Below are 26,412 nucleotides of genomic sequence, written 5' to 3'. Positions count from 1 at the left end.
TCATCGCCGGGCCCCGGTCAGGAGCTGCGCCGCCGCGCGGGCGTTGACGAGCCCGAGGCCGTGCATGCAGATGAGTCGCTCCACGGCGGGTGCTGCGGCACGGACGCCGCCGTGCACGACGACGGAGTCGGGCCGCGCCTCCAGCACGGCGCGCAGCGCGTCGGCTTCTTTGGGGTCGCTCAGCGGGTGCCGGGTGACGACGACCGGCTGACGGTCGGCGGGCAGCGCTTCTCCGGGGACGGCGAGTACAGCGTCGGTGCCCTCCGCCCGCAGTGCGGCGACCACGGGGTTCGCGAGGCTTCCGGAGGCGTGGTTGACGCGGCGGCGGACGTCGACGACGACGGGAGGCGCCGTCAGGGCGACGTCGCCCGACCACCGGATCGCGGCTTCCGCAGCCCATTCACCGAGCGACCTGAGCTCATCCAGCGCAGCGCTGAAGGAGGCCGCGTCGACGGCGGGTCGGGGGCGCCGCAGCGTGGCGTTGCGGGCGGCCGAACGCAGCAGTGCCTGCTCCGTCAGCCGCCCGGTTGCGAGCGCGTCGGTGACGGCGCCGACGGCGGCATGGAAGTCGGCCTCCGCGTCGCGCATGTGGGGGGCATCCAGGAGCACGAGGTCGGCTCCTGCCTCGAGGGCTCGCACCGTGGCCTCGCCGATGTCCATCCGGTCGGTGATGGCCCGCATGCCGAGAGCGTCGGTGAGGAGTGGGCCGTCGTGGCCGAGGGCGCGGGCGTCCCGGTACGCCCAGGAGGCCAGCGTCGCGGCCTCTTCGCCCAGTGGGGTCACGACGAGGTGCCCAGTCATGATGGCGTCCGGGCGCGCCACGGCGAAGGGTTCTTCGTCACGGCGGACCAGTTCCTCATGCGTCACGTCGAGGACAGGCAGGGCGAGATGCGAGTCCAGTGCCGTGGCGCCGTGGCCGGGGAAGTGTTTGCCGCACGAGGCCACCGCCGCATCGCCCAGTCCGGCGACGAATGCACGGCCGTGCGCCCCGACAACCGCCGTCGACGCACTGAACGAGCGGGTGCCGATGACAGGGTTCAGCGGCTCGCTGGCGACGTCCAGGCAGGGGCCGAGTGCGAGGTCGATACCCGCCAGGGCGATGAGACGTCCATAGGCGGCCGCGATGCGGCGCGTCAAATCGACATCGTCCAGTTCGCCGAGCGCCGCGTTGCCGGGAAGGAACGATCCGGTCGCGGCCTGGATGCGCGTGACGTCGCCACCCTCCTCGTCGGAGGAGACGACGGCGGCCGGGTTGGCGGCGCGGACAGCATCGGTGAGACGCCGGGTGGTCTCGAGGTCGGGGACGTTCTCTGCGAACAGGATCACGCCCACTAGACCCCCACGGAGAGGCGATGCGATCCAGTCGGGGAGGGTGGTGCCCGGGAAACCGGGCATCAGGACACCATAGGCCGGGTTCATCCCTTCACCGCCCCTGCCGAGAGACCGGAGACCAGGTTGCGTTGCACCGCGACGAAGAAGATGATCACCGGGATCGTGATCAGCGTCGATGCGGCCATGATCGGTCCCCAGTCGGCGGTGTTCTGACCGAAGAACCGCTGCAGGCCGATGGCGACGGTGAACTTGGAGTCATCCTGGAGGAAGGTCAGCGCGAAGATGAACTCGTTCCAGGCGGTGATGAAGGAGAACACGCTGGTGGCGACCAATCCGGGGGCGACGAGCGGGAACAGCACCGACCAGAACATCCGCCACCACGAGGCGCCGTCGACGTAGGCCGCCTCCTCGACCTCGACCGGCACCGCCGCGACGAAGCCGCGCAGCATCCACACGGCGAACGGGATGCTGAAGGCGAGGTAGACGATCGACAGACCGATGAGTGAGTTCAGCATCTGCAGGTTGCGGGCCTGCAGGAACAGCGGGATGACCAGCGCCTCGAGCGGCACCATCTGCGCGATCAGGATCATCACCAGGATGGAGGTGCGGGCACTGAACCGGAACCGTGCGACGGCGACCGCCGCCAGCAGGGCCAGCAGCGCCGACAGCACGACGGTGACGGCCGCCACCAGCAGGGAGTTGGCCATGAACGTGCCGAAGCCTCCGCGGCCGAGGACCGCTTCGAAGTGGTCCCAGGTGATGCCCTGCGGCAGCACGTTCCCACCGCGGTAGGCGGCGGCCGGATCGATCGCCGTCGAGATCATCCAGTAGGCCGGCAGCAGGAAGAACGCGACGCAGACGATAACGCCGAGCGTCTGGAGCGACCAGCGCAGCACCTTGCGGGGTGTGACTCTGGTGTTCACAGCTGTTCCTCCTTGAAGAGTGTGCGCAGGTACACGACGGTGACCAGCATCAACACGAGCGTGAGGACGACGGCGATGGCCGACCCCATGCCGTACTTGCTCTGGGCGAACGACTGCACATAGGACCAGACACCCAGGTTGAACACCTCGGGGTTGGTTCCGCCGCCGCCCGGCATCAGCCAGATCTGCGTGAAGACCTTGAAGTCCCAGATGGTCGACAGGATGGTGACGACGGCGAAGACAGGCTTCAGCGTCGGGGCCGTGATGGACCAGAACTGGCGCCACTTGCTCGCGCCGTCGATCTCCGCGGCCTCGTAGAGCTCGTCAGGGATGGTCAGCAGGCCAGCCAGCACCGTCACGGCGACGAACGGGATGGAGTGGTGGACGACGTTGAGCGCGGAGATGGCGTAGAAGCTCAGCCGGTTGAGGAACCAGTTGACCGAGCCGGCCTCCATGAGGCCCATCGCGTCAAAGAGATTGGTGGCGAGCCCGTTGGAGGGCTCGAAGATGAACGCCCACACGTACGTGCCGGTGACGGCGGGCACGGCCCAGGCCACCATAATCGCCGTCGACGTGACGTACCTCCAGAAGGGAGGCAGCCCGTTCAGGAACAGCGCCACGAGTGTGCCGAGGACAACTGTCGTCACGACGCAGAAGGCGGCGAAGCCGATCGTGTTGGGCAGGACGACGGTGTAGAGGTAGGAGTCGCCGAAGATCTTGGCGTAGTTGTCGAGCCCGATGAAGTTGGTCGTGCCCTTGTTGAGCTCCTTCAGGCCGTAGTCCTGGAAGGAGAGCCAGACGACACGCAGCAGCGGAACGACGAGCAGGATTGCGAGGGTCGCCAGCGCGGGGGTCAAGAGCAGCCAGGGTCGACGGCGCATGGCTGCGTGGTAACCGCCCCGGTGGCGCCGGGGAGAGGCCCCGGGCAGAGCCCGGGACCTCTCGTCAAGACCGATGGCCATGGTGCGTTAGCCGCCGAACGTGGCGTTCATCGTCTCGGCAGCCTTGTCGGCCGCCTCCTGTGCGGTTGCCTGCCCGCTGAGGATGGACTGGATCATCGTCGGGGTCACCTGCTGGCCCTGGATGGCACCCCACGTCGGGGTGACCGGGGTGGAGGCGCCGCCGTCGACCATCTGGCGGATGAACACGGAGGTCAGTTCATCGGCGTTGGCCTCCATCTGCTCGAGCAGCGAAGTCTGGCCGGGGAAGTAGTTGGCCGACTCGCCCCACTTCTGGGCGAACTCGCCGGTGCTCATCAGCTTGACGAACTCCCACGAGAGGTCCTCGTTCTTGGTGCCCTCGAAGACGCCGAGGTGCGAGCCGCCGAGGAACGAGGGGGCGACCCCGCCGTCCTTGGCCGGGATGGTGAAGGCGCCGAGCTTGCCCTCCATCTCGGGGGCGTCCGCGATGATGCGGGCGGGGGTCCACGAACCCTGGATGCTCATGGCGACGTTGCCCTGCTCGAATGCGGCGAGGACGTCGGTTTCCTTCCAGGTGGCCGCGGCCGGGGTCGACGATCCGTCGACGAGGGCGAGGTCGGTGTAGAATTTCAGCCCCTCGACGGCCTCAGGGGAGTTGATGGTGGAGGTCCAGGCGCCGTCCTTCTCGACGGCGATGTCGCCGCCGGCACCCCAGACCCACGGGTAGGCGCTGAACTCGCTCGCGCCGACGATCGGGAAGGGGATGACGTCGGGCTGCGACGCCTTGATCGCCTCGACCGTGCTCTGCAGTTCGGCCCAGTTGGTGGGGACCTCGACGCCGGCCTTCTCGAAGATCTCGGTGTTGTAGACGAAGGCGCGTACGCCCGCGTACCAGGGCATGCCGTAGAGGCTGCCGTCCAGGGTGCCGGACTGGACCAGGCCCTCGACCAGGTCGCCGTTGAGGCCGTCGCCCTCCACGCGGCTGGTCAGGTCGACCAGGGCGCCGGCTTCGGCGAACTCCGCGGTCCAGGTGTTGCCGACCTCGGCGACGTCCGGCGTCGTGCCGCCGGCGATCGCGGTGGCGAACTTCTCCTTGGCGGAGGCCCACGGGACCATCTGGACGTCGAGGTCGGCGCCGGTCTTCTCCTTGAACGCGGTTCCGACCTCGTCGAAGAACGCGGTGGAGTCGGGGTTGGTGCCCTCCATGATCCAGACGGTGAGCGTCTCGCCCTCGCCGATCAGGCCGGCGGTGGTGGAGGGGGCGCCGGTGCTGGGGGCGGGTGACCCATCGCCGCCGCCGCTCCCGCAGGCTGCGAGTGAGAGCACGGCGAGAGTCGCCACGGCGCCCTTCACGAACTTGTTCATCTTTCCTCCTCGAAAGGTGCCGGCACTCCCGGCAGGGTGTGAATATTTGTATCACATCGTGAAGGTCGGATGAAAAAGACTCATCAGTCATGGGTGTGTCTGCTGTCGGCGCGAGGGCCGTCCCGCCTACAGTGACCGGCATGATCGTTCTGGGGCTCGATGTGGGTGGTACCAGTGTCCGGTGTGCCGTCGTCCGTGACGGCGGGGAGGTGCTGGGGTTCGCCCGTGAGCCGGGCGCGAACTTCCGCTCCTCGGGTCCCGAGGGGCCCCTTCACCTGCGGCGCGCCGTCGAGCGTGCGCTCGCCGCGGCCGGAGCCGCGCCCGGCGAGGTGGACGCCGTCGGGGTGGGCGCGGCTGGTGCTGCGCAGGCCGGCAGGGTGCAGGTGGAGGCAATGTTGCAGCAGGCCTGGGCGGGGCTGGGGCTGCCGGACGCTGTGCTGGTCGGGGACCTGGAGGTGGCCTTCCGTAGCGCGGCTCCCGACCCGGAGGGGGTGCTGCTGCTGGCCGGGACGGGCGCGGTCGCCGCCAGGTTCGAGGGATGGGAACTTGTCGCACGGTGTGACGGCATGGGATGGCTGCTGGGCGATGTCGGTTCGGGTGCCTGGATCGGCCGTGAGGTTCTGCGTGCAGCCGCCGCGGCCATGGATCACCGGGGCCCGGAGACCGCACTGGCCGAGGCTGTCTCGAAGGAGCTTGGTCTCCCGGGTGACGGGGATCCCCGGCAGGCCCTGATCGCCGCCGCGACGCCCCTGCCGCCGTCGGCGTGGGGCAGGTTCGCGCCGCTCGCCCTGGGGCTCGACGGTGCCGACGCGGTCGCTACGGGCCTGCTCGACCGTGCGGCTGAGGGGCTGCTCACTGCGGCGATGGCCGTGGAGGCGCCGCGCAGGGTGGTGTTCGCGGGTGGATTGCTGCAGGCCGGTGGGCTGCGCCGTCGACTCGATGAGCACTTCGAGGCGGCCTTCGCCGAGTTCCCGGTCGTGGGAGCGTGCGTCGTCGCTGCAGACTCGGTGGGAATCGGCCTGGACCGGGAGGCGGTCAGTGGCGCGTTGGCGGCCCTGGCCTGATCGGGCCACCGCTGGGACGGCAACAAAAAAGAGGCTCCCGGAGGAACCTCTTTCTGCCTGTCGCCTTGCGGAGACCGCTGGCGCGCTCGGAGGGACTCGAACCCCCAACCTTCTGATCCGTAGTCAGATGCTCTATCCGTTGAGCCACGAGCGCTTGGGCTTGACAGACTATACGCGGTCTTCGGCCAGGGAAGCAAAACGACGCGGCTCCTCCCGGGCCGGCCGACGCGTTCATTGGGCGTTGTCCCTTGTCCCCGGGAATGGGAGGATGGACCCGTGACAGAGATCTGGGCCCACCGGGGCGCCTGCGCCTACGCGCCCGAGAACACCATGCCCGCCTTCGAACTCGCCCTCAAGTACGGCGCGGACGGCATCGAGCTGGACGTCCAGCGCACCGCTGACGGCCAGATCGTCGTCATCCACGACGAGACGATCAACCGGACCTCCAACGGCTTCGGCAAGGTCGTCGATCACACCCTCGAAGAGCTGCGGGCCTGCGACTTCAACAACGGCTTCGCCGGGCGTCGCAACGTCAAGGTCCCGACGCTGCGCGAGGTCCTCGAGCTGTGTCAGCCGACGAGCGTCACCGTCAACGTCGAACTGAAGAACACCATCGAGCTGTACCCGGGGATGGAGGACGACGTCCTGCGGATCGTGCAGGACGCCCGCATGACCGACAGGGTAATCTACTCCTCGTTCAACCACTTCTCGCTGGCCAACCTCCGCGGACGCGTCGCTCCCGAGCACATCGGGCTGCTGCTGTCGGACGGCATCTACGACCCGTGGCGCTACGCCTCCTGGTTCGGCGCCGGCGCCGTCCACCCGCATCAGCAGGCGTTGCTGCAGCCGCACTATGTGTGGCTGTGCCACGAGGCCGGCGTCAAGGTGAACGCCTGGACGGTGAACAAGGACGACGCCGCCCGCCGACTTGCCGAACTCGGCGTCGATGCCCTGATCACCGACTTCCCGGACCGGATCGCCGAGGCGGTGCGCGCACCGCGCTACTGAGCCGGCGACGGCGGGCGGGCGATAGGCTCGCGGGCATGACCAACCCGTTCCGCCCCGAGCTCTGGACCCCGGTCGAGGGGTTCAACTTCACCGACATCACCTACCACCGCGCCAAGGACGTGCCCGCGGTGCGGATCGCGTTCGACCGGCCGGAGGTGCGCAACGCGTTCCGCCCGCACACCGTCGACGAGCTGTACACGGCACTGGAGCACGCCCGGACCTCGTCCGACGTCGGCTGCGTGCTGCTCACCGGCAACGGGCCCTCCGAGAAGGACGGCGGGTGGGCCTTCTGCTCCGGCGGCGATCAGCGGATCCGCGGCCGCGTCGGCTACCAGTACGCGGAGGGGGAGACGGCGGAGAGCGTCGACCCGGCCAAGCTCGGCCGGCTCCACATCCTCGAGGTGCAGCGTCTGATCCGGTTCATGCCGAAGGTGGTCATCGCGCTGGTCAACGGCTGGGCCGCGGGCGGCGGGCATTCGCTGCACGTCGTCGCGGACCTGACGCTCGCCTCCCGTGAGCACGCGAAGTTCAAGCAGACCGACGCCGACGTCGGCTCCTTCGACGCGGGCTACGGCTCGGCCTACCTGGCCCGCCAGGTGGGGCAGAAGTTCGCCCGCGAGATCTTCTTCCTCGGCGACGTCCACGACGCGGAGGACGCGCACCGCATGGGCATGGTGAACCGGGTGGTCCCGCACGAGCAGTTGGAGGACGTCGGCCTGGAGTGGGCGGCGAAGATCTGCGGGAAGTCGCCGACGGCGCAGCGGATGCTGAAGTACGCGTTCAACGCGATCGACGACGGCCTGGTGGGCCAGCAGATCTTCGCGGGGGAGACGACGCGGCTGGCGTACATGACGGACGAGGCGGTGGAGGGCCGGGACTCGTTCCTGGAGAAGCGGGCGCCGGACTGGTCGAAGTTCCCGTACTACTACTGATCTGACGCGTCTGACGCGTTTGCGCAGGTCGGAAGCCTGGCACAACCGTACCGTTTTCGGTACGGTTGCGCCATGGTGGCAGAGGTGAAGTACAGAGACCTGGTGCGTGAGATCGCGCTCGGCGAGTACGGCTTCATCACCACGAAGCAAGCCCTCGCGGCGGGCGTTCCGGCAGTGGAGCTGCGCAAGCTAGCTGCCCGGGGCGCACTGATCAACGTCGCCTACGGGATCTATCGCGTACCTGACGCGCCCGGGTCGCCATTCGAGCAGTTCGCCGAGGCGCTGCTGCGCGCCGGTGATGGTGCCTATTTGCGCGGCGACTCGGTGTTGGCGCTGTTCGCTCTTGCGGACGTCAATCCGCGCAAGATCCGAGTCGTGGCACCGAAGCGGACGCGAGCCAAGAAGCCGGCCTTCATGGAGGTCAGCACCGCGCCGCGTGGAGCGGCGCCCCATCTCACTCGCTATGAAGGACTGTTGGCCATGCGGGTTGCCGATGCCATCCTCGATTGCCGAGGTTCGATTGAGCGGGGCCGGTTGCTTGAGGCGGCCCGTGAAGCGCGCAGAGAGGGTCTGGTGACGCGGGCCGACTATGCACGGCTGCAACGCGAACTCCGCAAGGCTCCGGGGGAGAGGGGCGTCTCGTGACGTACTCGACGCCGCCGCCGAATCTGAGGTCGCTCGAGCAGCGGATCCGCAACCTCGAACCCGATGAGACTGGTTCGCTCCGGCATGACCTACTACTGGAACGTCACGGCCGTGAACCCGGCCGGGTCTGCGCCGTCGACGGCGTGCTGACGATCGACATGACGGGGATGCCCGGCTGGGGTGTGCCCGGAGAACGGATCGCCGAACTGTCGATCGGCGCGGCCGCGGCCGGGACCATCCGGGTCGACTCCATCGCGGTCGCCGGTCCGCCGGCGGTCGTCGACACGGAGGCGGCGGCGCCGGCGGTCGGGGTCCTCTCGACCACCAGCGGGTGGCAGAACGGGCTCGCCGACGGCAACTACGAGGTGCGGCTGAACCTCTGGTGGGGCGCCAACGCCTCGCGGGTCAAGGTGTACGAGAACGGGGTGCTCATCCACACTGCGGAGCTGGCGGCAGCCGGCCCGGCGGCGCAGAGCGTCACCGTCCCCGTGCAGGGCCGCGTCGACGGCACCTACGCCTACACCGCCCAGCTGATCAACAGCCAGGGCGTGACGTGGGCGAAGCCGGTGTCCGTGACCGTCAAGGACGCCAAGCCCGGCAAGCTGGCACTGTCCGACGACAACCGCGACGGCAACGGCGACTACACGGTGACCGCGAACCTGTGGTGGGGCACCAACGCCACCGCGTACACGTTCTTCCAGGACGGGGAACCGGTGGCCGAGGGCGAACTCACGGCGGCGTCACCGGGTGCGCAGCGGGCCACTTACACGGTCACCGGGATGCCCGTGGGAACCTACGAGTACACCGTGGAGTTCCGTAACCACGCCGGGACGACGACCAGCGCGCCGATCACCGTCAAGGTGAAGCGCTAGTCGGCTTCCAGGTCCATCCGGCTGGTCGGGGGTGCGTGCGCGCCCCCGGCCAGCCCGGTCCGGTTTCCGGACCCTGATACGAGCGGGCCACGGCCCGAGAAGAGGAATCGTGCACAACACCATCACAGAGCGGATCGCGATCCTGGGCCATCCCGCCGACCCGCATGCGGCCGGCTGGGGCGAGGGCGCCATCGACCGGTTGCGGGAGCTCGGCTTCACAGGCATCCAGGTCAACATCGGGTGGGGAGCGAGGCCGGCTGACGAGCCCCTCAACCTGGAGGACGTGGTGCGGCTCGCGCCGGAAGATGAGGCGCGATACCCGCAGCCCCTCCGGCTGAACAGCGACCCGTCCCGCTACGAGGGACGGCGTGACGACCTGCGCCGTCGGCTCGCACTCGCGCAGGAGGCCGGGTTCCGGACGGCCTTCAACTGCGGGATCCCGTTCAACAACCACACGGCGCACGCAGACCCGCAGCCGAACTGCATCCTCGACCCCGCCGTCGGCGAGCGCTACGCGCTGCTGCTGGGCGCGTTCGCCGCCGAGTTCGCCGTCGACGACCTGTGGCTCTACACGTACGACCAGGACGCGTGGCTGTGCTCGGAGTTCGGCGCCTGCCCGCGGTGCGCTGGGATCCCGCTGCACCGTCGGCTGACCCCGTTCCTGGAGATGCTCACCGCCCGCTGGCAGGAGGTGCGTCCCGGCGGCAGAATCTGCTGGGAGCCGTGGGAACTGTCGGCCGGGCAGATCCTGCAGATCATCGAACGCATCGACACCACCGGTTTCGCGCTGGCCCTGCACAACAACACCGCCGAGGTGATGGTCGCGCTGCCGGCTGACCGGCACGTGCGGAACCTGACGCGGGCCGCCGCAGCGCGGGGTATCCCGGTGATCCTCGAGGGCTTCTTCGGCGCCGCGAGCGAGGAGGTCGAGCCGTTCCTGGCGCTGCAGTCACCGCTGACCACCTACCGTCAGGTGCGGGCGATGACCGACGTACCGGGCGCGACCGGCGTCAAGGAGTACTACGGCCTCAACGTGCATGCCGTGGACCCGAACCTCCGCGCCGCGGCCCTCGGCTGGCAGGCGCCTCTCCTGTCCGACGCGACGGTGCTGGCCACCTTGTCGGAGGGGTACGGGGACGACGAGACCCGGCAGGCCGTCGAGGAGGTGTGGCGCCTGGCCAGCGAGGCCATGGAACTGTTCCCGTGGGACGCGTCGTGGTTCGTGCGGGAGGTGGGCAAGAGTGACCCGGCCCACGCGCTGACGGCGGCGGCCATCCGGGGCTACGTCGCCGAGACGCCGTCGTGGCGCTCGACGAGGGCGTCGACCTTCATGGTGGTCGACGACATGGAGCCGCACCCGTGGCTCCTGGAGGACCTCGGGCTGCGGTGGCAGTCCTGCGCGGACCGGCAGGAGAGCGCCCTGGCGCTGGCTGAGACGGTGCAGGACAGGATCCCCGGCGCCGAGGGCGACGCGTTCCGGGCGTTCGTGCTGGAGCTCCGCGAGTTCCGCCGTCGGGTGCTGGCCTACGTCTACCACTGCCGGGAGACGAACCTCGCCCGAGTGCTGCGGGAGGCGCTGGAGGCGGGCCGGCAGGTCCCGGCAGGGCTGATCGAGGAGCTGACCGACGTGCTGACGGCGGATGCCGCCAACCGTGGGGCCGATGACCTGGGGGAGGTGATCGCGCTGCTCGGCAGCGATCCGGCGGGGTTCGTGGCCACCTACTTCCTGCCCGTGCCGGTGGTGGAGATGGAGCAGAACTTCCACGGGACGACGTTCATCGAGCGCCGGTTCCCCTTGCCGCTGGGTGCGTTCTCGGCGACGTCGCGGTAGTTGGGTCGCGGGTTCGGGGTTCGGTGTTCGGGCCGCGGGTTCGGGGTTCGGGTCCCACGCTCCCGATGTGCACGAATCTCCGCTCAGCCGCCGTCCGCGCTCCCGATGTGCACGAATCTCCGCTGAGCCGCCGCTGTGTGCATATGCACGTAGCGGCGGCTTGAGCCAGCAGAGTGTTCGCGGGATCTAGATTTGTGCACGGGACGGGGTCCGCGCGGCTGGAGTGCGTGGGTTGCCTGGGTCGATGTGCAGGTTTCTCCGCTGAGCCGCGGCTGTGTGCAAGTGCACGCAGCCGCGGCTCAGGACAGACGAATGCTCGCTGGCGCCGCGGTCGGACGCGACGCTCCAAGGGGACTTGACCCCTGATCTTGGACACGCTGATTCCAGCACGATGCTGGGGAAGCGAGAATCTAGGGATGGCAAGGAAGAACTACACCGACGATTTCCGACGACGGGCGGTGGACCTGTATGAATCGACGCCTGGCGCGACGGTGAAGGGCATCGCGGTCGATCTGGGGATCTCACGGGGCGCGTTGAGGGAGTGGGTGGACAAGCTCGGCTCCGGGACGACCGTCAGGGGTGGCCTGGTGGTGCCTGACGGGCCGCGGCCTGAGTCGCAGGCGGCGCGGGTGGCCCGACTCGAAGCGGAGAACGCGGCACTGCGGGCCGAGGCCCGCAAACTCGAGACGGAGCGGGACATCCTCCGTCAGGCGGCGAAGTATTTCGCCGGGGAGACGAACTGGTGAACCGCTTCCAGTTCGTCGAGGACCACAAGGACGCCTACGGCGTGAAGCGGTTGTGTGAGGTCGTCGAGATCGCCCGGTCGTCGTTCTACGCGTGGCTCGCCGCCGCACCAGGACGGGACGCGCGGCGGGCCGCGGATGCGGTGTTGGCGGCGCGGATCCGGGTGCTGCAGGACCCCACGAAGGGCGGTGATCGCGCCTATGGGGCGCCGCGGATCACCGCTGACCTCAACGACGGCGTCGGCGCGGCCGGGCGGGTCAATCACAAACGGGTCGCCCGGGTGATGCGCGAGCACGACCTTGCCGGGATCCGGCTGCGTCGACGGGTGAAGACCACGATCCCGGACCAGTCCGGGCATGAGTTTCCCGACCTGCTCGGGCGGGACTTCTCCATCGGTGAGCCGAATCGTCGCTATGTCGGTGATATCACGTACCTGCCCATCGCGGACGGCACGCACCTCTATTTCGCGACGTGTATCGATCTTGGGTCGCGGAAGCTGGCCGGTTGGCAGGTCGCCGACCACATGCGCACTGAACTCGTCGAGGACGCGCTACGCGCTGCGGCCCGAGACCGGGGCAGTCTGGCAGGGGCGATCTTCCATTCCGACCACGGCAGCGTCTACGCCTCGAAGGCCTACGCCAAGCTCTGCGAGGAGTTGCAGGTGACCCAATCCATGGGGGCCGTCGGCACGAGCGCCGACAACTCCCTGGCCGAAAGCCTGAACGCCGCACTGAAACGCGAGCTCCTCGCCGGAGAATCGGTGTTCCCAGACCAGGCCACCGCGTATCGGGCCGTGTTCCGATGGGCGGGCCGCTACAACACCCGCCGACGCCACTCAGCGATCGGCAACATCACCCCGAACACCTACGAGAACACCTACGCGGCAACCAGGTCCGCTACCCTCACGGAAGCGGCATAACCGAACCGACACCGTGTCCACGATCAAGGGTCAAGGCCCAAGCGAGTGGGCAGTTGACTTGGAAGTTGGCGCGACGCTCCAAGTCGGTTTGTGATGGTGACTGACGCTGCAAGTGTGCGGGCGAAAATGTTGGAGTATCTCTGCGGGGCCCAAGTCTAGTTGCACGTAACGGTCTTACTTCCAAGTAGATGGCTTGTTTACTTGCTATTGTTTCGTCGTGGATCCAACGCGCTTCCAGACGACACAGTTCGGCCAAGCTGCCCGCGAGCCTGGTAACAAGTGGGCCTTCTGGTACTACAAGCCCGGTCCGATCCCGCGCGACCTCCCGCTTGCTACCCGCACGGTCAAGGCCCTCTCGGACGCTGACGCCTCGCTGGGGAGGCTTCAGGGCTCGGTGGGCTCATACGGGACCCAGGGCTGCTCCTAGGCCCGTATCTGACGCAGGAAGCGCTCGCCAGCTCGAGGATCGAAGGGACGCAGGCTTCCCTATCTGATGTACTCCAAGCAGAGGCAGCGGAAACCCCAACGGCCAATGAGGACATCGCTGAGGTTGAGCGCTACATCGCGGCGACACACCGTGGCTACGAGCTGGTCCGTGATCTGCCGATCACTCAACGCTTCGTGCTGGAACTCCACGCCCTGCTGCTCTCTGGTGTTCGTGGGCAAGAGAAGTTCCCCGGGGAGTTCCGCCGCACGCCTGTCTGGGTCGGATCAACGACCGACAGTCCTGACACAGCAGCCTATGTTCCGCCTCTGCCCGGGGAACTCGGTGGTCTCATCGCCGACTGGGAGAACTTCGTCAACACGCCTGGCGAGCTGCCCACCCTGGTTCGCTGCGGATTGATGCACTATCAGTTCGAGACAATCCACCCGTTTCTCGATGGCAATGGGCGGATCGGGCGACTGCTCATCAACTTGATGCTGCTGGAGGAGGGCCGCCTGACCACCCCCCTGCTCTACATGTCGGGGTACCTCGAGCAGCACCGCCGCGAGTACTACGAGCGGTTGCAGGAGGTACGTGAGCGGGGAGCGATTCAGGAGTGGCTCCAGTTCTTCCTGACTGCTGTCCGTCGGTCTGCGGACGACGCAGTGTCGCGTGCTGAACGCTTGCTAGCTGTGAGAGAGATCTATATCCGCGAGTCTGGGCAGACACGCTCCAGCCTGCCGGCGCTTGTAGAACTGATCTTCAGCAATCCCTTCGTCACGGTCGCCCGGTTGCAGAAGAAGACCGGGCTCACCAACCAGGGGGCACGTAACGTGATTCGCGATGCTGAGGCCCGCGGATGGCTCCGGGCTGTTGGGACGAGCGGACGCGGGGGCGGATGTACTGGGTCGCGAAAGAGCTGTTCGACATTATCGATGCTCCGTGGAGTTACGGCGACGACGTCTGAGAGAGCCGTCGGCCACGCTCCCGATGTGCACGAATCTCCGCTGAACCGCCGCTGTGTGCATATGCACACAGCGGCGGCTTGAGCCAGCAGAGTGTTCGCGGGATCTAGATTTGTGCACGGGACGGGGTCCGCGCGGCTGGAGTGCGTGGGCCACCTGGACAACGACCGAAGTCGGATTGACTCCCAGAAACACGGAACGGGGCCAGCCCTGACGGACTGACCCCGCACCCGAAATCCGGCGCCCCCATGCGGCCGGCTGGGGCTTCGGCTATGCCGAGACCCCGCTTCCGGTGCCGCCGACGGCGAAGTTGTAGTCACCACCATCGGCCATGTTTCTCATGTTAAACGCCGGGACTGACAGACATGATGGGTGCCCTGGGTACGTCCGGATGGTGGCCTGGTATGCCTTGAACGTGTGAGGTGTGACCGGACGCCGAGGCGACCCTAGCGCCCCGTCAGCCGGCGTAGCTGTAGATCAGCACCGTGTACGGCGCGATCGACACCGACGCGCTCGCGTCCAGCCCGTCGCGCGGCTCCGCCTCGCCCACCAGATCCTCCGACACGAAGTCGGCGAAGTCGTCCGAGTAGAACGACGAATCCGAGTTCAGCTCCAGCCGCCAGGCACCGGCAGCGGGCAGCCCGATGCGCAGGTCCTCGAGCGGCTTGTCGGACAGGTTGACGACGACCACGACGTCGTCGCCGACCCCGTGATCGGCCCAGCGCTGGAACGCCAGCACCTTCGCGGCCTCGTCGACGTGGAAGACGGTGATCCCCTGGCCCTGCAGTCCCCGGCTCCGGCCGTGCCGGTTGCGGCGCAGCGCCACCAGGTCGGCGTACAGCTGCACGATGCCGTGGTGCGTGCGGCTGAGGTGCCAGTCGAGGGGCACGTCGTCGCGGAACCAGTCGCCCTGCAGGAACTCCTGGCCCTGGAACAGCATCGGCACGCCGGGCGCCGTCAGCGCCAACGCCGCGCCCAACGTCGAGCGCTTCTGCGAGTGCCACCCCTGCTGATCCGAGTGGTTGATCTCGCTGACGACGCGGGCCTTGCCGTTGGCCACCTCGTCATGCGACTCGGTGTAGACGACGCGGCGGAACGCGTCGCCGTCGTAGTTGAAGGTCAGGGCTCCGGCGACGGCGGACATGCTCCGGTCCTCGTCGCGGGCCGCCTGGATCGCGGCCCGGATCGGGTGCACGAAGTTCGGGTCCCACTGCGCGTGGTAGCCGGCGCCGTCGTTGTCGAAGCCGGTGACCCGCGGCTCCGAGTGCATGTCCTCGGCGATGAGGACGGCGTGCGGATGCCGCGCGACGATGTCCCGGTTCACCCACGCCTGCAGGGTCCAGCCGTCCATGATGTCGAAGCCGGTGGCGTCCTTGGATCGCATGTAGGGCGTCATGTCCATGCGCAGCCCGTCGACGTGGAACTCGTCGAGCCACATCATGGCGTTGTCGTGGATGAACTGCCGCACCGGGCCGCGCCCGTAGTCAGGCCGGGTATCGCCCCACGGGGTGTGGGAGCGGTCGTCGTTGTAGAAGTAGATCCCGCCCTTGCCGTTCTCGCTCCAGCCGTCGAACTGCCACAGGTCGAGGTCGGACGGGCCGAAGTGGTTGTAGACGACGTCCTGGATTACTCCGAGGCCCAGCTCGTGCGCGCGCCGGACGAACTCCCGGTAGGCGTGCGGGCCGCCGTAGGTCGACTCGACGGCGAACATGTGCGCCGGGTTGTAGCCCCACGACAGGTCGCCGGCGAACTCCGCGACCGGCATCAGCTGGATGACGTTGCAGCCGAGGTTGACGACGTGTTGCAGCTTGTCGGTCAGTAGTTCGAGGTTGCCTTGCCGCCCGGGCTGCGTGACGAACGACCCGACGTGTGCCTCATAGATCACCAGCTCGTTGAGCGGCGGCAGGGTGAAGTCGTCGCCCTGCCAGTCGAAGTCGGCGGGGTCGACGATGACGCCGTTGCCGACGGAGTTGGTCACCTGCCGTGCGTACGGGTCGATCCGCTCCAGCCGCAGGTCGCCGTTGGTGAGGACGAACTTGTACTGCTGCCCCGTGGTGGCGCCGTCGACGCAGCCGTACCAGTAGCCCTCGTCGTTTTCGCGGGTGAGCGGGTCGGCGGTCTCGTCCCAGTCGTTGAAGTCGCCCACGACGGCGACCGTGTCGGCGTGCGGCGCCCAGACCCGGAACCCGACGCCGTCGGCTCCCACAATCGCGCCCATGCCAGCCAGTTCCACCGGTTCGCTCATGACTGCTCCCTCCATAGCCCCAAGAGCAGAGTAGGCAGCAGCGGCCGCGTCACCTAACCGGCCGCGGCGGAAGTCAGGCCAGTACGCCCAGCATCAGGGCGGCGACGGACGCGGCGATCTCCACCAGCCCGATCTGCATCGGGGTGCGGCGGGCGCGCGGCAGCCACCAGGAGCGGGCCACCAGCAGCAGCACCCACACCACCCAGAGCGGGTGCAAGAGGCCCAGCGCCACGAGGACGATGACGGCGACTGCCAGCACCGCGTGGTAGATCAGCGACCTGGTCGCCGAGCCGGGGTCGTTGCGTTCCCGGATCAGCGCCTTCACGTGCGGGACGGTGCCCACGAAGTACGCCGTCACCACGGTCATCGTTGCCACCTCGCCCGCACCCGGCAGCGGCACGTCGGGGCCGATCCGCAGGACGGCCATCAGCCCGCAGGAGGCGATCACCGTCAACACGCCGCTGAGCAGCGCCCGTTCCCGTTTCGTGGAGGCCAGGTACAGCGAGGTGCCGAGCAGGACGGCGTATGCGGGGACCCAGTAGAGCAGTGACCAGCCGGTGAGCAGCAGGGTCCCGATCCCCGCGAGGACGGCGACGGCGCCGTAGACCGTGAGCGGCGGGTAGTGCGCCGGGCGTCGCTTCGCCGGCACCTTGAGGACGTGCACGAGGCTGTTGAACGCGAAGTACCCGACGAGCCAGGTGACGCCGAGCAGCGCGTCGCCCGGGCCGAGTGGCCTGACGCGCGCCGTCATCGCGAGCCCGACGAGATACGGCACCACGATCATCGCCCACGCGCCGTGCTGCTTCGGTACCCAACTAGCTGAGGATCCGGCCATCCATGGAGGCTATCGGACCGGTTCTGCGGCACGCCTCCGGGGTGGGGCCCTGCGCGTAGGTTCGGCCGCATGGAAGCGGTGGATCCGGAACTCGTCGACTGGCTCCTCGACGGCGCCGACCCGGCCCTGGCCTGGCAGGTCGAGCGCGACCTCGCCGACGCCCCCGAGGAGCAGTGGCAGGCGACCCGACGGCGTGTCGTGACGGAGGGGTTCGGGGCCCGGCTGCTGGCACTGCAGGGCGACGACGGCCAGTGGGCGGGCGGCGCCTACTTCCCCGCCGGATTCGACTTCGACGATCCGGGCGAGGGACAGCCGTGGACGGCGACGACGTGGTCGCTGAACATGCTGCGCGAGTTCGGGGTCGACGGCGCCGTCCTGGCCGGCACGGCCGCCAAGCTCGACGCCAACTCCCGCTGGGAGTACGACAACCTGCCCTACTGGGGCGGGGAGGTGGACGCGTGCATCAACGCGTTCACGCTCGCAAACGGGGCCTGGCTGGGGGCCGACGTCACCGCCCTGCGTGACTGGTTCCCCGAGCATCAGCTCCCCGACGGGGGCTGGAACTGCGAGTGGGGCGAGGGGTCGCGCCGGTCGTCGGTGCACTCGACGCTCAACTCGCTCAAGGGGATCCTCGACTACGAGGGGGCCCGGACCCCGGAGGGCCGCTGGCTGCAGGCCAGGCGGCATCCGGGGGCGGTGTGGTTTGAGGTCGACGTCGACGCGGGCGAGCCATCGAGGTGGCTCACGTTCTTCGCGACACGGGTCCTTCGCTGGTGGCCCGGTCCCTGAGGGCCGTGAGGAACGAACGGCGTCTCGAAGGGCCCCCTGAGGACGAGCGCCCTACTCCGCCAGGCCGTACAGCCGGTCGCCCGCGTCACCCAGACCCGGCACGATGTACCCCACCTCGTTGAGCCGCTCATCGACCGCAGCCACGATCAGCTTGCACGGCACATGCAGGTCCGCCAGCAGCCCCTGCAGCTTCTCGATGCCCTCCGGCGCCGCGAGCAGGCAGATGCACGTGATGTCGTCCGCGCCCCGGTCCACCAGGAACTGGACGGCGCCGCCGAGCGAGCCGCCGGTGGCGAGCATCGGGTCGAGCACGTAGCACTGGCGTCCGGACAGGTCGTTGGGGAGCCGCTCGGCATACGTCATCGGCTCGAGGGTCTCCTCGTCGCGGATCATGCCGAGGAACCCGACCTCCGCGCTCGGCACGAGCCGCAGCATGCCCTCCAACATTCCGAGCCCGGCGCGCAGGATCGGCACGACGAGCGGTGCGGGCTGCGCGAGCTGGATGCCGCGGGTGGCGGTGACCGGTGTCTCGATGTCGACGTCGACGACGCGGACCCCACGGGTGGCCTCGTAGGCGAGCAGGGTGACGAGCTCCTCGACGAGGCGTCGGAAGACGGGCTGCTTGGTGTGCTTGTTGCGCAGCAGAGTCAGCTTGTGATCGACCAGGGGGTGATGAACGACGGTAACTTCCACGCCCCAACAATCGCACAGACGGCGCCGTTGCGCGCGGGCGACCCCCGGACCGCAGGGTGGGGGTGTGCCGAGGGGCGGGTCGTGCAAGGATGGGTGGCGTACGCGTCGTCGGATGGAAGGGAGTTTGGCTGTGGATGTGTTCGACGAGGACGCCGAGCCGTTTGACCTGAAGGACGACGCGGAGAACGACGACGACGATTTCGAGGATGACGAGGACGATTACGACCTCGAGGACGCCTCGGAGGACGACGTCGACCTGGTCGTCGCGCTGTACCGCGAGGACGGCAAGCCTGTGGCCGTGCCGCTCGACTACGACCTCGCCAACGATCTCGACGAGCTGATCCGTCAGCTGCAGCGGCTTCCCGGCGATTCGGGTGCCGACGGCTGGGTGTCGATCGGGGGCGACTTCTTCGTGATCTGCCGTGCCCGCGGCCGCGTCGTCGAGGTGCTGCTGTCCGACATCTCGGCCGCCCACGACTGGCCCATCGCCCGCGACGTCGTCGACTACCTCGGCGCCGAGCTGGGTGACGAGGACGACGACGAGTCCGGCACGGTCGGCGATCTGGAGATCTACGCGGCCAGCGGCCTGCGTGGTTTCGAGATGGAGGCCATCGCCACCGACTACGACGAGGACTCTGACGTGCTGCTCGGCCGCATCGCCGAGAAGCTGAAGATCGGGGCCGAGTTCGAGCGGGCCGCCGAGGCGTTCGACGACTGACCGTGGGCACCCGGTGGCATGAGGCGATGCGCCTCGCGCTGGTCGAGGCCGCCCTGGCTGAGGGGCATGGGGACGTGCCGATCGGTGCCGTCGTGCTCGACGGTGACGGCGCCGTCATCGCCCGCGCAGGTAATGAGCGTGAACTCACGGGTGATCCGACGGCGCACGCAGAGGTGCTGGCGCTGCGTCGGGCCGCAGCGGTCGTCGGCGAGTGGCGGCTGACCGGCTGCACGCTGGTCGTCACACTGGAGCCCTGCACGATGTGCGCGGGCGCGATCGTGGCGTCGCGGGTGGGGCGGCTCGTGTTCGGCGCTTTCGATGAAAAGGCCGGTGCGGTGGCGTCGCTGTGGGATGTCGTGCGCGACCCGCGGCTGAATCACCGCCCCGAGGTGACGGGCGGGGTGTTGGAGGTCGAGTGCGCCGCCGTCCTCGACACATTCTTCGCACAGCGACGTGGAGGTGGCGATGGTTGACGTGGTGACGCTGGGGAGACCCTGCTGGCGTTCCGAGTGGCAGGGCCGCTCGCTGTGGGCGCGGAGGCGCGGTTTTCGTTCGCCGGGGCCGAGAGCAACGTGGCCGTGGGCCTCGCGCGGCTCGGGCATGCGGTGGCCTGCGCGGGCGCCGTCGGCGGTGACGCGATGGCGACGACGATGGTGCGGGCCCTGCGCGGCGAGGGGATCGACTGCTCGGCGTTGCGGGTCGATGCCACGCGGCCGTCGGCGCTGATCGTCTTCGACTCTCCGCTGGCCGAGAGGCGGCGGGTCACATATCTGCGGGACGGGTCGGCGGGCTCGGCGCTGACGCCAGCCGATGCCGACGCCGTCTGGGCGCTGAACCCCGGCGTCGTGCATGTCACGGGCGTCACGTGCGCACTGGGTGACGGCGCCCGCGAGACGGTCGAGGTGGTGGTGGCGGAGGCCCGGCGGCGCGGCGTCACCGTCAGCTTCGACCTCAACTACCGCGCCTCCCTGTGGGGCCGCGACGAGGCGGCCGCCGTCCTGGGGCCGCTCGCCCGACAGGCCGACATTCTTTTCGGCGCCGACGACGAACTGCGGCTCGCGCTGGACGACGCCGCGCCCACCGACGACGCGCTGCGGGCCCTCGGCCCGGCGCAGGTGGTGCTGAAGCGAGGTGCCGACGGGGCGGGCCTGGTGACCGCGGAGGGCCGTTTCGACGCCCCCAGCGTCGCGACCGCCGTCGTCGATCCGGTGGGGGCGGGGGATGCGTTCGCCGCGGGGTTCCTGTCGGCTCACCTGGACGGGTTGGGCCCGGTGGAGCGGCTGGGGCGGGGCAATGCGGTGGCGGCGTTCGCGCTGGGCAACCACGGTGACTGGGAGGGCCTGCCGACGCGGGCGGAACTGCCGCTGGTGGGTGCGGGCGGCGACGTCGTCCGCTGAGTCCGCGCCGCCCGGGACGGTGCGGGGTGCGCCGACTATTCGGCCAGCACCGACGCCCGGAGGTCGGGCTGCGCGTTGCGGAACACGACGGCGATGAGCAGCGCCAGCACGCCGATGCCGAACGCGACGAGGACCCCGCCGTGTCCGCCGGCGTTGTCGATGGCCACGCCGGCGAGCATGGAGCCGACGGAGGAGCCGAGGAGTTGCCCGGTGCCGATCCAGCCGTAGGCCTCCGCCGTCTCCGAGAACGGCACGCTGCCGGCGACGACCGACGACACGGCCGCCAGTGCAGGCGCGATACCGAGGCCGGCGATGAACAGGGCGATCGCCATGCCCCAGAAGCCGCTGACAAGGGTCGCGACGGCGAAGCCGACCACCACCACCGATAGCCGCAGGGGCAGGGACCAGTGGGTCAGCTGCCGGTTGCCCACGACCAACCCGGCCAGCAGGGAGCCGAACGAGGAGATCGCCAGCACGAGGCCGGTCTCCATGGAGCCTTCGCCGAAGGTGGCGACGACGGCGGCCTCGATCGCGGCGAACGCGCCGATGAACATCATCGACGTCGCCGTCATGAGGAGGACGGACGGGTTGTGCAGGACGCGGCCGAGGCGTTTGCCGGCCGGCGGGATGACGAGGCTGCGGACGCTGCGGGACAGCGCGAAGACGAGCCCGCCGGCGACCTGGATGCCGACGACCACCAGCAGCGCGGTGCTGGTGCCGAAGCCGGCGACGAGCACGGTGATCAGCACGGGCCCGAACACCCAGATGACCTCCTGCAGGGCCGCGTCGAAGGCGAACAGCGCCGTCAGCCGGTGGGTGGGGACGAGCTTCGGGTAGAGGGTCCGGACGGTGGGGACGACGGGCGGGATCGCCGCGCCGCCGATCGCGGCGAGCGCCATCTGCCCGGCGAGGGGAAGGTCGAGCGCGGCCAGCGTGGCGATGGTGGAGGCGGAGAAGATGAGGGTGACGAGCAGCACGGGGGTGCTGCCGAACCGGCTGAGCTGCCGCGAGACGACGGGCCCGGCGATGGCCATGCCGATGGAGAAGGCGCCGAGCACGAGGCCGGCGGAAGTGTAGTTCCCCTGGGTCGAGGCGACGTGCATGAGGAGGCCGAGGGAGTACATGCCGGCGGGGAAGCGTGCCGCGAGCTGGGTGATGAGTACGACGGCGAGGCCGGGGCTCTTCAGGAGGGTCACGAAGTCACGCACCGACCCACTCTAGGGGTGCCCGTCGGGTTGGTCCAAAGGGCGGATTGGTCAAGGAAACGACGACTCGGTAAAGTAGCCCGCGGTGATGTGTCTGAGTGGCCGAAAGAGCTCGCCTCGAAAGCGAGAGTAGGGAAACCTACCGGGGGTTCAAATCCCTCCATCACCGCCAAGTGCCCGCCTCGGAAGAGGCGGGCACTTTACGTTCCCTGAGGAGCCGCGCCCTTCGACAAGCTCAGGATCCGGTACGAGCGGCGTCTCGAAGGGCGTTCCCTGAGGAGCCGTGCCCTTCGACAAGCTCAGGATCCGGAAACTTCGTTCCCTGAGGAGCCGTGCCCTTCGACAAGCTCAGGACCCGGTACGAGCAACCGTCTCGAAGGGCCCCTCTCAGGACCTACTCGTTCGTGCTCGCTGACGGCGACGGCACCGGCGTGCCCGACCCGCTCGGCGTCGGCGTCTTCGACGCCGCCACACACACCATCCCCGCATCCGTGACGATCTCCGTCGGCGGGGCCTCTGCGAAGTTCTTGTCGTTGGCGCTGCGGCCCAGGATGACGTCGACGGTGCCGTCAACCCGCTGGTCGTACTCGATCGTCGCCTCGATGAACTGGCCCCGCACCAGCTCGAGCATCGCCTTCTCGCGTTCGTTGCCGCGGATGACGGTGGGCTCGAGCATCTCCTCGGTGTTGGTGGTCTTCGCGATCTTGAAGCCGGCGTCCTTCAGCTTGGTGGCCGTCCGGTTCGCCAGGCCGGTGGTGAAGCCGCCGTTGTACACGCGGATGGTGACCTGCGCCGGCGTGACGACCGTCGCCGACTGCATGACGCAGGGGTGGGCGACGGCGTCGGCAGCGGCTCGGTCAGCGCCTTCCATCCCCAGTTGGCGCCCCAGAGGAGCAGGCCGAGGAGGGCAAGCAGAATGACCGGGGTGGCTATCAAGCGGAAGACGCGCACAGGTTCTACTTCTCTCTTCGACGGTCAGTTCAGCTCGAGGACCCGGGCATGCAGGGTCAGTCGCTGCTGCAGCGCGGCGCGGAGCGCGCGGTGCAGACCTTCCTCCAGGTACAACTCGCCTCGGTAGGCGACCACATGGGCGAACAGGTCGCCGTAGAAGGTCGAGTCCTCTTCCAGGAGGGTGTCGAGGTCGAGGGTGCGTTTCGTGGTGACGAGATCGGCAAGACGCACCTGATGCGGTGGGATGGCGCCCCACTGCTTCTGGGTGTAGCCATGGTCCGGGTAGGGACGATGGTCGCCGACGCGCTTGAAGATCACCGCATCAGCCTACCGGGTACCCTCCTGGGTCGTCCGGAAGCCCGCACGACTCGCTGTCGCGCGGTCTTGGCACGGCCTGCCGCGGGGTTCGGTGGGGTTATGGGAAGGTATTGCCGTGAGCAACGAAGCACAGGTTGAACTGATCAAGGCCGGCTACACCTTCGACGTGCCCGCCGCGACTCTCGGCGTCCTCATCGACGATGGGCCGCTGCCGGACGTGCCGATCAGGATCCCCGTCGGCATGTTCAACAGGCACGGCCTGGTGGCCGGCGCGACCGGTACCGGCAAGACGAAGACGCTGCAGGTGATGGCGGAGGCGCTGAGTTCGGCCGGGGTGCCGGTGTTCGCGGCCGACATCAAGGGTGACCTGAGCGGCATGGCGTCGCCGGGCGCCTCGAATGAGAAGATCCTGGCCCGCGTTGCCGCGCAGGGGCAGCCGTGGGAGCCGGGCGGTTTCCCGACGGAGTTCTACGCGCTGGGCGGCATCGGCAACGGCGTTCCGGTGCGGGCGACGATATCGGCGTTCGGGCCGGTGCTGCTGTCGAAGGTGTTGGACCTGAACCAGGTGCAGGAGTCGTCGCTGGGGCTGGTGTTCCACTACGCCGACAAGGCCGGGCTCGCGCTGCTGGACCTGAAGGATCTGATCGCGCTGCTGAAGTTCCTCACCTCCGACGAGGGCAAGGCGGAGTTGAAGGACATCGGCGGGGTGTCGTCGGCCACCGTCGGCGTCATCCTGCGTTCGCTGGTGACCTTGTCGGATCAGGGTGCGGACGTCTTCTTCGGGGAGCCGGAGTTCGACCCGTCCGAGCTGATGCGCACCGCCTACGACGGCCGCGGCGTCGTCTCGCTGTTGGAGTTGCCGGAGTTGGCGACCAGGCCGGCGCTGTTCTCGACGTTCCTGATGTGGCTGTTGGCGGACCTGTATTCGTCGCTGCCGGAGGTCGGTGACATCGACAAGCCGAAGCTGGTGTTCTTCTTCGACGAGGCGCACCTGCTGTTCCGTGGGGCGTCGAAGGCGTTCCTGGAGGCGATCACGCAGACGGTGCGGCTGATCCGCTCGAAGGGCGTGGGTGTGTTCTTCGTGACGCAGACGCCGAAGGATGTGCCGGAGGACGTGCTGGCGCAGCTGGGCTCCCGGGTGCAGCACCAGCTGCGGGCGCACACCCCGAATGATGCGAAGGCGCTGCGCGCCACCGTCGACACCTACCCGAACTCGGGCTACGACCTGGAGCAGGTGCTGCAGCAGCTGGGCACGGGTGAGGCGATCGTGACGGTGATGAGCGAGAAGGGCGCGCCGACGCCGGTGGCGCGGACGCGGATGTGGGCGCCAACGTCGCTGATGGCCCCGACGCCTGACGCTGAGCTGCAGACGATGATTGCCGCGTCGCCGCTGTTGGCGAAGTACGGGACGGCGATCGACCGCGAGTCGGCCTACGAGATGTTGACGGCGCGCCTGGAGGAGGGCGCCCGCGCGGCGGAGGCGGAGCGCCTGGAGACGGAGAGGCTGAAGGCGGAGAAGGAAGAGGCCGAGCTGCGCGCCAAGGCGGAGAAGGAGGCTGCCGCTGAGGCGGAGCGTCGCCGCAAAGAAGGCGAGAAGGTCGAGCGCGAGCTGGCTGAGATGGAGGCCCGGCAGGCGCGGGAGCTGGCGAAGGAGGAGGCCCGCCTGGAGCGTGAGGCGAAGGCGGCGGAGGCTGCGCGGAAGAAGTGGGAGCGGGAGAACCCGTCTCTGGTGGAGCAGGTGACGAAGTCGCCGGTGTTCAAGGACCTGGTGCGGACGGCGGGCCGGGAGATCATCCGGGGTCTGTTCGGGACGGGTCGCCGTCGCTGAGCTTGTTGAAGGACGAGAGCCCGGCCGCCCGACCTACTCCGCCGAGTACCGCACCACGTTCGGATCGTTCCGCACCCGGTCCGACAACCCCTGCAACTGCTCCGCCAGCAGCGACGCCGTCAGCTCGCCTGACAGGAACCGCGCCCACAGCGCACCCTGCTCGACGTTCAGCCCGTAGTACTCCCCGAACCGCCAGGTGAACACGTTGTCGCCGGCGTCCGACAGCAGTCGTGTCTGGGACGTCAGCGCCGACGACACCAGGTCTGTCGGGATCGAGTTGCGCACCACCGTCGGCATGAGGTTTGTGCGGCTGAACTCGGACGCCACCTCGGTGCTCAGCATCGCCCGCAGCAGCGCCTTGCCGCCGTCGGGGTTCGCCGCGTGGGCGGGGACGAGGAACGATTCGGTCGAGGTCGCGTGGATCGCCGTCTGCGGCAGCATCGGCGACGACGTCAGCGTGGGCGCCGGCGCCGCCGTCAGCGCGAAGTCCTCGGCGGCGACGTCCTGTGTCTCCCGCGCGATCCACGCCCCCGAGGGGTACAGGAGGGCGCGCCGGTCCCGCGCCCATAGCGCCTGGGCCTCGAGGTAGGGCCCGCCGTGGAGGACGTAGCCCTCCCGCACGCAGGCTTCGAGTTGTTGGAGCACGAGGGTGACGGCGGGGTGGGCCCAGCCGTTCTCGTCGAGGTTGTCGAGGGCCCGGCGGACGTCGTGGCCGCCCTCCTTGATCGCGGATGCGATCGCGAGTTCCTGGTAGTAGGTGACGGCGTCGTCGCCCCAGACGAAGAGGAACTGGTCGCGGCTGCGGATCTGCTCGCCGAGGTCGAGGACGGCGTCCCAGGTGCTGGGGAACGACCATCCTTCTGCGGCGAAATCGGCGGCCGAGTGCCAGAGTCCGTAGACGGTGAGTGCGTAGTTGATGGCGACGAGGTCGCCGTTGAGGATGCCGGGGGTCAGCGCGTTCGTGTAGAGCGATTCGCTGATGGGCGCCGCGCCGTCGGGGCCGGTGGCGTCGACGACGTCGTCGAGGGGCAGGAACTGGTCGAGCATCTCGGCGATGGGGAGGGGGTCGGGGCCGGAGTTGTCGATGAGGTCGGGTGGGGTGTTGCCGTCCGCGAACCGTCCGGCCAGTTCGGTGGCGACCTTCTGGGTGCGGATGAGGCGGGTGGTGACGTCGGGGTAGGTCTTCTTGAGCGCATCGCCGGCCAGGACGACGTAGCTCACGCCGAACGCGCCGTCGAAGACTGCGGCGGTGACGCTCTGCGGGTCGCCGGGGCGTGAGGGCCAGGCGGTGGGGGTGGGGGAGGCGGACGACGAACTGGGGCTGCTCGGCTGCGGTGGCGTGACGGGGTCGACGGTGCAGGCGGCGAGGGGTGCGACGGCCAACGCGGACAGCAGAGTGCGTCGGCTGATCGGCGTCATATGGTCCCTCCTCAGACGCTTTACCCTACGTCACGGCGGGCCACCGGCGACAGCGGGTCTGATCAGGGTC

24 protein-coding genes, 2 tRNA genes and 1 pseudogene are annotated in these 26,412 nt (G+C 68.8%); 15 read left to right on the top strand and 12 right to left on the bottom strand.

Going from position 1 to position 26,412, the window contains the following annotated elements:
• The 4 genes from H9L22_RS12570 to H9L22_RS12555 all read right to left on the bottom strand — a co-directional run bounded on the left by H9L22_RS12570 (window position 1) and on the right by H9L22_RS12555 (window position 4,540).
• Window positions 1–1,395, bottom strand: a complete 1,395-nt coding sequence (locus H9L22_RS12570) for a glycoside hydrolase family 3 N-terminal domain-containing protein (protein WP_187720227.1) — start codon at window positions 1,393–1,395, stop codon at window positions 1–3.
• A 20-nt stretch (window positions 1,396–1,415) separates the two neighbouring features.
• Complete coding sequence (locus tag H9L22_RS12565; protein ID WP_226965841.1) at window positions 1,416–2,255, bottom strand: carbohydrate ABC transporter permease; 840 nt, start codon at window positions 2,253–2,255, stop codon at window positions 1,416–1,418.
• Entirely contained in the window at window positions 2,252–3,136 is an 885-nt protein-coding gene (locus tag H9L22_RS12560; RefSeq protein WP_226965840.1) for a carbohydrate ABC transporter permease, read from the bottom strand. The genes H9L22_RS12565 and H9L22_RS12560 overlap by 4 nt, the downstream gene beginning before the upstream one ends.
• Window positions 3,137–3,223: 87 nt before the next feature.
• Entirely contained in the window at window positions 3,224–4,540 is a 1,317-nt protein-coding gene (locus tag H9L22_RS12555) for a sugar ABC transporter substrate-binding protein (protein ID WP_187720225.1), read from the bottom strand.
• 140 nt (window positions 4,541–4,680) lie between these two features.
• Between H9L22_RS12555 and H9L22_RS12550 the strand changes: the two genes are divergently transcribed.
• Window positions 4,681–5,604, top strand: coding sequence for an N-acetylglucosamine kinase (locus H9L22_RS12550; protein ID WP_187720224.1), 924 nt, complete (start codon window positions 4,681–4,683; stop codon window positions 5,602–5,604).
• Between the two features lie 78 nt (window positions 5,605–5,682).
• Here H9L22_RS12550 and H9L22_RS12545 read toward each other — a convergent pair.
• Window positions 5,683–5,758, bottom strand: a tRNA-Arg gene (locus H9L22_RS12545).
• Window positions 5,759–5,880: 122 nt separating this feature from the next.
• On the opposite strand from H9L22_RS12545, the gene H9L22_RS12540 reads away from it, so the two are divergent.
• From H9L22_RS12540 to H9L22_RS12510, 8 genes and pseudogenes are all read left to right on the top strand, one after another.
• On the top strand, window positions 5,881–6,612 hold the full coding sequence (locus H9L22_RS12540) for a glycerophosphodiester phosphodiesterase (RefSeq protein ID WP_187720223.1): 732 nt from the start codon (window positions 5,881–5,883) through the stop codon (window positions 6,610–6,612).
• A 35-nt stretch (window positions 6,613–6,647) separates the two neighbouring features.
• Complete coding sequence (locus tag H9L22_RS12535; protein WP_187720222.1) at window positions 6,648–7,544, top strand: 1,4-dihydroxy-2-naphthoyl-CoA synthase; 897 nt, start codon at window positions 6,648–6,650, stop codon at window positions 7,542–7,544.
• Between the two features lie 72 nt (window positions 7,545–7,616).
• On the top strand, window positions 7,617–8,189 hold the full coding sequence (locus tag H9L22_RS12530; protein ID WP_187720221.1) for a type IV toxin-antitoxin system AbiEi family antitoxin domain-containing protein: 573 nt from the start codon (window positions 7,617–7,619) through the stop codon (window positions 8,187–8,189).
• The gene (locus H9L22_RS12525) at window positions 8,186–9,061 is read left to right on the top strand and encodes a chitinase N-terminal domain-containing protein (RefSeq protein ID WP_187720220.1); all 876 of its coding nucleotides are present in this window, start codon (window positions 8,186–8,188) and stop codon (window positions 9,059–9,061) included. Before H9L22_RS12530 ends, H9L22_RS12525 begins: the two co-directional genes overlap by 4 nt.
• 109 nt (window positions 9,062–9,170) lie before the next feature.
• Window positions 9,171–10,892 carry a hypothetical protein gene (locus H9L22_RS12520; RefSeq protein WP_187720219.1) on the top strand — a complete coding sequence of 574 codons (1,722 nt, stop codon included), beginning with the start codon at window positions 9,171–9,173 and terminating at the stop codon, window positions 10,890–10,892.
• 416 nt (window positions 10,893–11,308) lie between these two features.
• Window positions 11,309–12,555 (top strand): IS3 family transposase gene (locus H9L22_RS12515; RefSeq protein WP_187720218.1). Its coding sequence is split into 2 segments (ribosomal slippage): window positions 11,309–11,618 and window positions 11,618–12,555, totalling 1,248 coding nucleotides; the frame shifts between segments, so codons are not numbered across the junction.
• Window positions 12,556–12,957: 402 nt separating this feature from the next.
• Window positions 12,958–13,083, top strand: a pseudogene (locus H9L22_RS20495) (Fic/DOC family N-terminal domain-containing protein); the annotation flags it as partial.
• A gap of 93 nt (window positions 13,084–13,176) precedes the next feature.
• Complete coding sequence (locus H9L22_RS12510; protein ID WP_264292449.1) at window positions 13,177–14,028, top strand: Fic family protein; 852 nt, start codon at window positions 13,177–13,179, stop codon at window positions 14,026–14,028.
• A gap of 373 nt (window positions 14,029–14,401) precedes the next feature.
• Here H9L22_RS12510 and H9L22_RS12505 read toward each other — a convergent pair whose 3' ends face one another.
• Together H9L22_RS12505 and H9L22_RS12500 are read right to left on the bottom strand one after the other, a co-directional pair.
• Window positions 14,402–16,189 (bottom strand): alpha-amylase family glycosyl hydrolase, encoded by a 1,788-nt coding sequence (locus H9L22_RS12505; protein ID WP_226965839.1) that lies wholly within the window; start codon window positions 16,187–16,189, stop codon window positions 14,402–14,404.
• A gap of 73 nt (window positions 16,190–16,262) precedes the next feature.
• Window positions 16,263–17,024: a YwiC-like family protein gene (locus H9L22_RS12500; RefSeq protein WP_187720216.1), complete on the bottom strand. Its 762-nt coding sequence runs from the start codon at window positions 17,022–17,024 to the stop codon at window positions 16,263–16,265.
• A 69-nt stretch (window positions 17,025–17,093) separates the two neighbouring features.
• Here H9L22_RS12500 and H9L22_RS12495 point away from each other — a divergent pair, with 69 nt between their 5' ends.
• Window positions 17,094–17,813, top strand: coding sequence for a prenyltransferase/squalene oxidase repeat-containing protein (locus H9L22_RS12495; protein WP_187720215.1), 720 nt, complete (start codon window positions 17,094–17,096; stop codon window positions 17,811–17,813).
• A 51-nt stretch (window positions 17,814–17,864) separates the two neighbouring features.
• Here the strand turns inward: H9L22_RS12495 and upp are convergent, their stop codons facing one another.
• Complete coding sequence (gene upp, locus H9L22_RS12490) at window positions 17,865–18,506, bottom strand: uracil phosphoribosyltransferase (RefSeq protein ID WP_187720214.1); 642 nt, start codon at window positions 18,504–18,506, stop codon at window positions 17,865–17,867.
• A gap of 130 nt (window positions 18,507–18,636) precedes the next feature.
• Between upp and H9L22_RS12485 the strand changes: the two genes are divergently transcribed.
• From H9L22_RS12485 to H9L22_RS12475, 3 genes are read left to right on the top strand one after another with little or no spacing between them, the layout of a single operon-like run.
• Window positions 18,637–19,224 carry a tRNA adenosine deaminase-associated protein gene (locus H9L22_RS12485; protein WP_226965838.1) on the top strand — a complete coding sequence of 196 codons (588 nt, stop codon included), beginning with the start codon at window positions 18,637–18,639 and terminating at the stop codon, window positions 19,222–19,224.
• Window positions 19,225–19,250: 26 nt separating this feature from the next.
• On the top strand, window positions 19,251–19,697 hold the full coding sequence (gene tadA, locus H9L22_RS12480) for a tRNA adenosine(34) deaminase TadA (protein WP_187722684.1): 447 nt from the start codon (window positions 19,251–19,253) through the stop codon (window positions 19,695–19,697).
• A 36-nt stretch (window positions 19,698–19,733) separates the two neighbouring features.
• Window positions 19,734–20,621: a sugar kinase gene (locus H9L22_RS12475; RefSeq protein WP_226965837.1), complete on the top strand. Its 888-nt coding sequence runs from the start codon at window positions 19,734–19,736 to the stop codon at window positions 20,619–20,621.
• 35 nt (window positions 20,622–20,656) lie between these two features.
• On the opposite strand, the gene H9L22_RS12470 is transcribed toward H9L22_RS12475, so the two are convergent.
• A complete protein-coding gene (locus tag H9L22_RS12470) occupies window positions 20,657–21,829 on the bottom strand; it encodes an MFS transporter (protein ID WP_187720212.1) in 1,173 nt (390 codons plus the stop codon).
• 81 nt (window positions 21,830–21,910) lie between these two features.
• On the opposite strand from H9L22_RS12470, the gene H9L22_RS12465 reads away from it, so the two are divergent.
• Window positions 21,911–21,998 (top strand) — tRNA-Ser (locus tag H9L22_RS12465).
• A gap of 222 nt (window positions 21,999–22,220) precedes the next feature.
• Here H9L22_RS12465 and H9L22_RS12460 read toward each other — a convergent pair.
• Both H9L22_RS12460 and H9L22_RS12455 read right to left on the bottom strand, forming a co-directional pair.
• Window positions 22,221–22,697: a LytR C-terminal domain-containing protein gene (locus tag H9L22_RS12460; protein ID WP_187720211.1), complete on the bottom strand. Its 477-nt coding sequence runs from the start codon at window positions 22,695–22,697 to the stop codon at window positions 22,221–22,223.
• Between the two features lie 104 nt (window positions 22,698–22,801).
• Window positions 22,802–23,095 carry a type II toxin-antitoxin system VapB family antitoxin gene (locus tag H9L22_RS12455; RefSeq protein ID WP_187720210.1) on the bottom strand — a complete coding sequence of 98 codons (294 nt, stop codon included), beginning with the start codon at window positions 23,093–23,095 and terminating at the stop codon, window positions 22,802–22,804.
• A gap of 115 nt (window positions 23,096–23,210) precedes the next feature.
• Between H9L22_RS12455 and H9L22_RS12450 the strand changes: the two genes are divergently transcribed.
• Complete coding sequence (locus H9L22_RS12450; protein WP_226965836.1) at window positions 23,211–24,923, top strand: helicase HerA-like domain-containing protein; 1,713 nt, start codon at window positions 23,211–23,213, stop codon at window positions 24,921–24,923.
• 33 nt (window positions 24,924–24,956) lie between these two features.
• Here H9L22_RS12450 and ngcE read toward each other — a convergent pair whose 3' ends face one another.
• The gene (gene ngcE / locus H9L22_RS12445) at window positions 24,957–26,342 is read right to left on the bottom strand and encodes an N-acetylglucosamine/diacetylchitobiose ABC transporter substrate-binding protein (protein WP_187720208.1); all 1,386 of its coding nucleotides are present in this window, start codon (window positions 26,340–26,342) and stop codon (window positions 24,957–24,959) included.
• Window positions 26,343–26,412: the final 70 nt, after the last annotated feature.

The organism is Tessaracoccus defluvii (assembly GCF_014489575.1).
Taxonomy (GTDB): Bacteria; Actinomycetota; Actinomycetes; order Propionibacteriales; family Propionibacteriaceae; genus Arachnia; species Arachnia defluvii.
The sequence above is the reverse complement of the archived record's forward strand: the minus strand, read 5'-3'. Positions and strand labels throughout refer to the sequence as shown.

Bases quoted from the DNA above. Each gene is read 5' to 3' on its own strand.
- H9L22_RS12570 (WP_187720227.1), bottom strand. From the start codon at position 1,395: ATGCCCGGTTTCCCGGGCACCACCCTCCCCGACTGGATCGCATCGCCT.
- H9L22_RS12560 (WP_226965840.1), bottom strand. From the start codon at position 3,136: ATGCGCCGTCGACCCTGGCTGCTCTTGACCCCCGCGCTGGCGACCCTC.
- H9L22_RS12555 (WP_187720225.1), bottom strand. From the start codon at position 4,540: ATGAACAAGTTCGTGAAGGGCGCCGTGGCGACTCTCGCCGTGCTCTCA.
- H9L22_RS12550 (WP_187720224.1), top strand. From the start codon at position 4,681: ATGATCGTTCTGGGGCTCGATGTGGGTGGTACCAGTGTCCGGTGTGCC.
- H9L22_RS12535 (WP_187720222.1), top strand. From the start codon at position 6,648: ATGACCAACCCGTTCCGCCCCGAGCTCTGGACCCCGGTCGAGGGGTTC.
- H9L22_RS12530 (WP_187720221.1), top strand. From the start codon at position 7,617: ATGGTGGCAGAGGTGAAGTACAGAGACCTGGTGCGTGAGATCGCGCTC.
- H9L22_RS12505 (WP_226965839.1), bottom strand. From the start codon at position 16,189: ATGAGCGAACCGGTGGAACTGGCTGGCATGGGCGCGATTGTGGGAGCC.
- H9L22_RS12500 (WP_187720216.1), bottom strand. From the start codon at position 17,024: ATGGCCGGATCCTCAGCTAGTTGGGTACCGAAGCAGCACGGCGCGTGG.
- H9L22_RS12495 (WP_187720215.1), top strand. From the start codon at position 17,094: ATGGAAGCGGTGGATCCGGAACTCGTCGACTGGCTCCTCGACGGCGCC.
- tadA (WP_187722684.1), top strand. From the start codon at position 19,251: ATGCGCCTCGCGCTGGTCGAGGCCGCCCTGGCTGAGGGGCATGGGGAC.
- H9L22_RS12460 (WP_187720211.1), bottom strand. From the start codon at position 22,697: ATGGAAGGCGCTGACCGAGCCGCTGCCGACGCCGTCGCCCACCCCTGC.
- ngcE (WP_187720208.1), bottom strand. From the start codon at position 26,342: ATGACGCCGATCAGCCGACGCACTCTGCTGTCCGCGTTGGCCGTCGCA.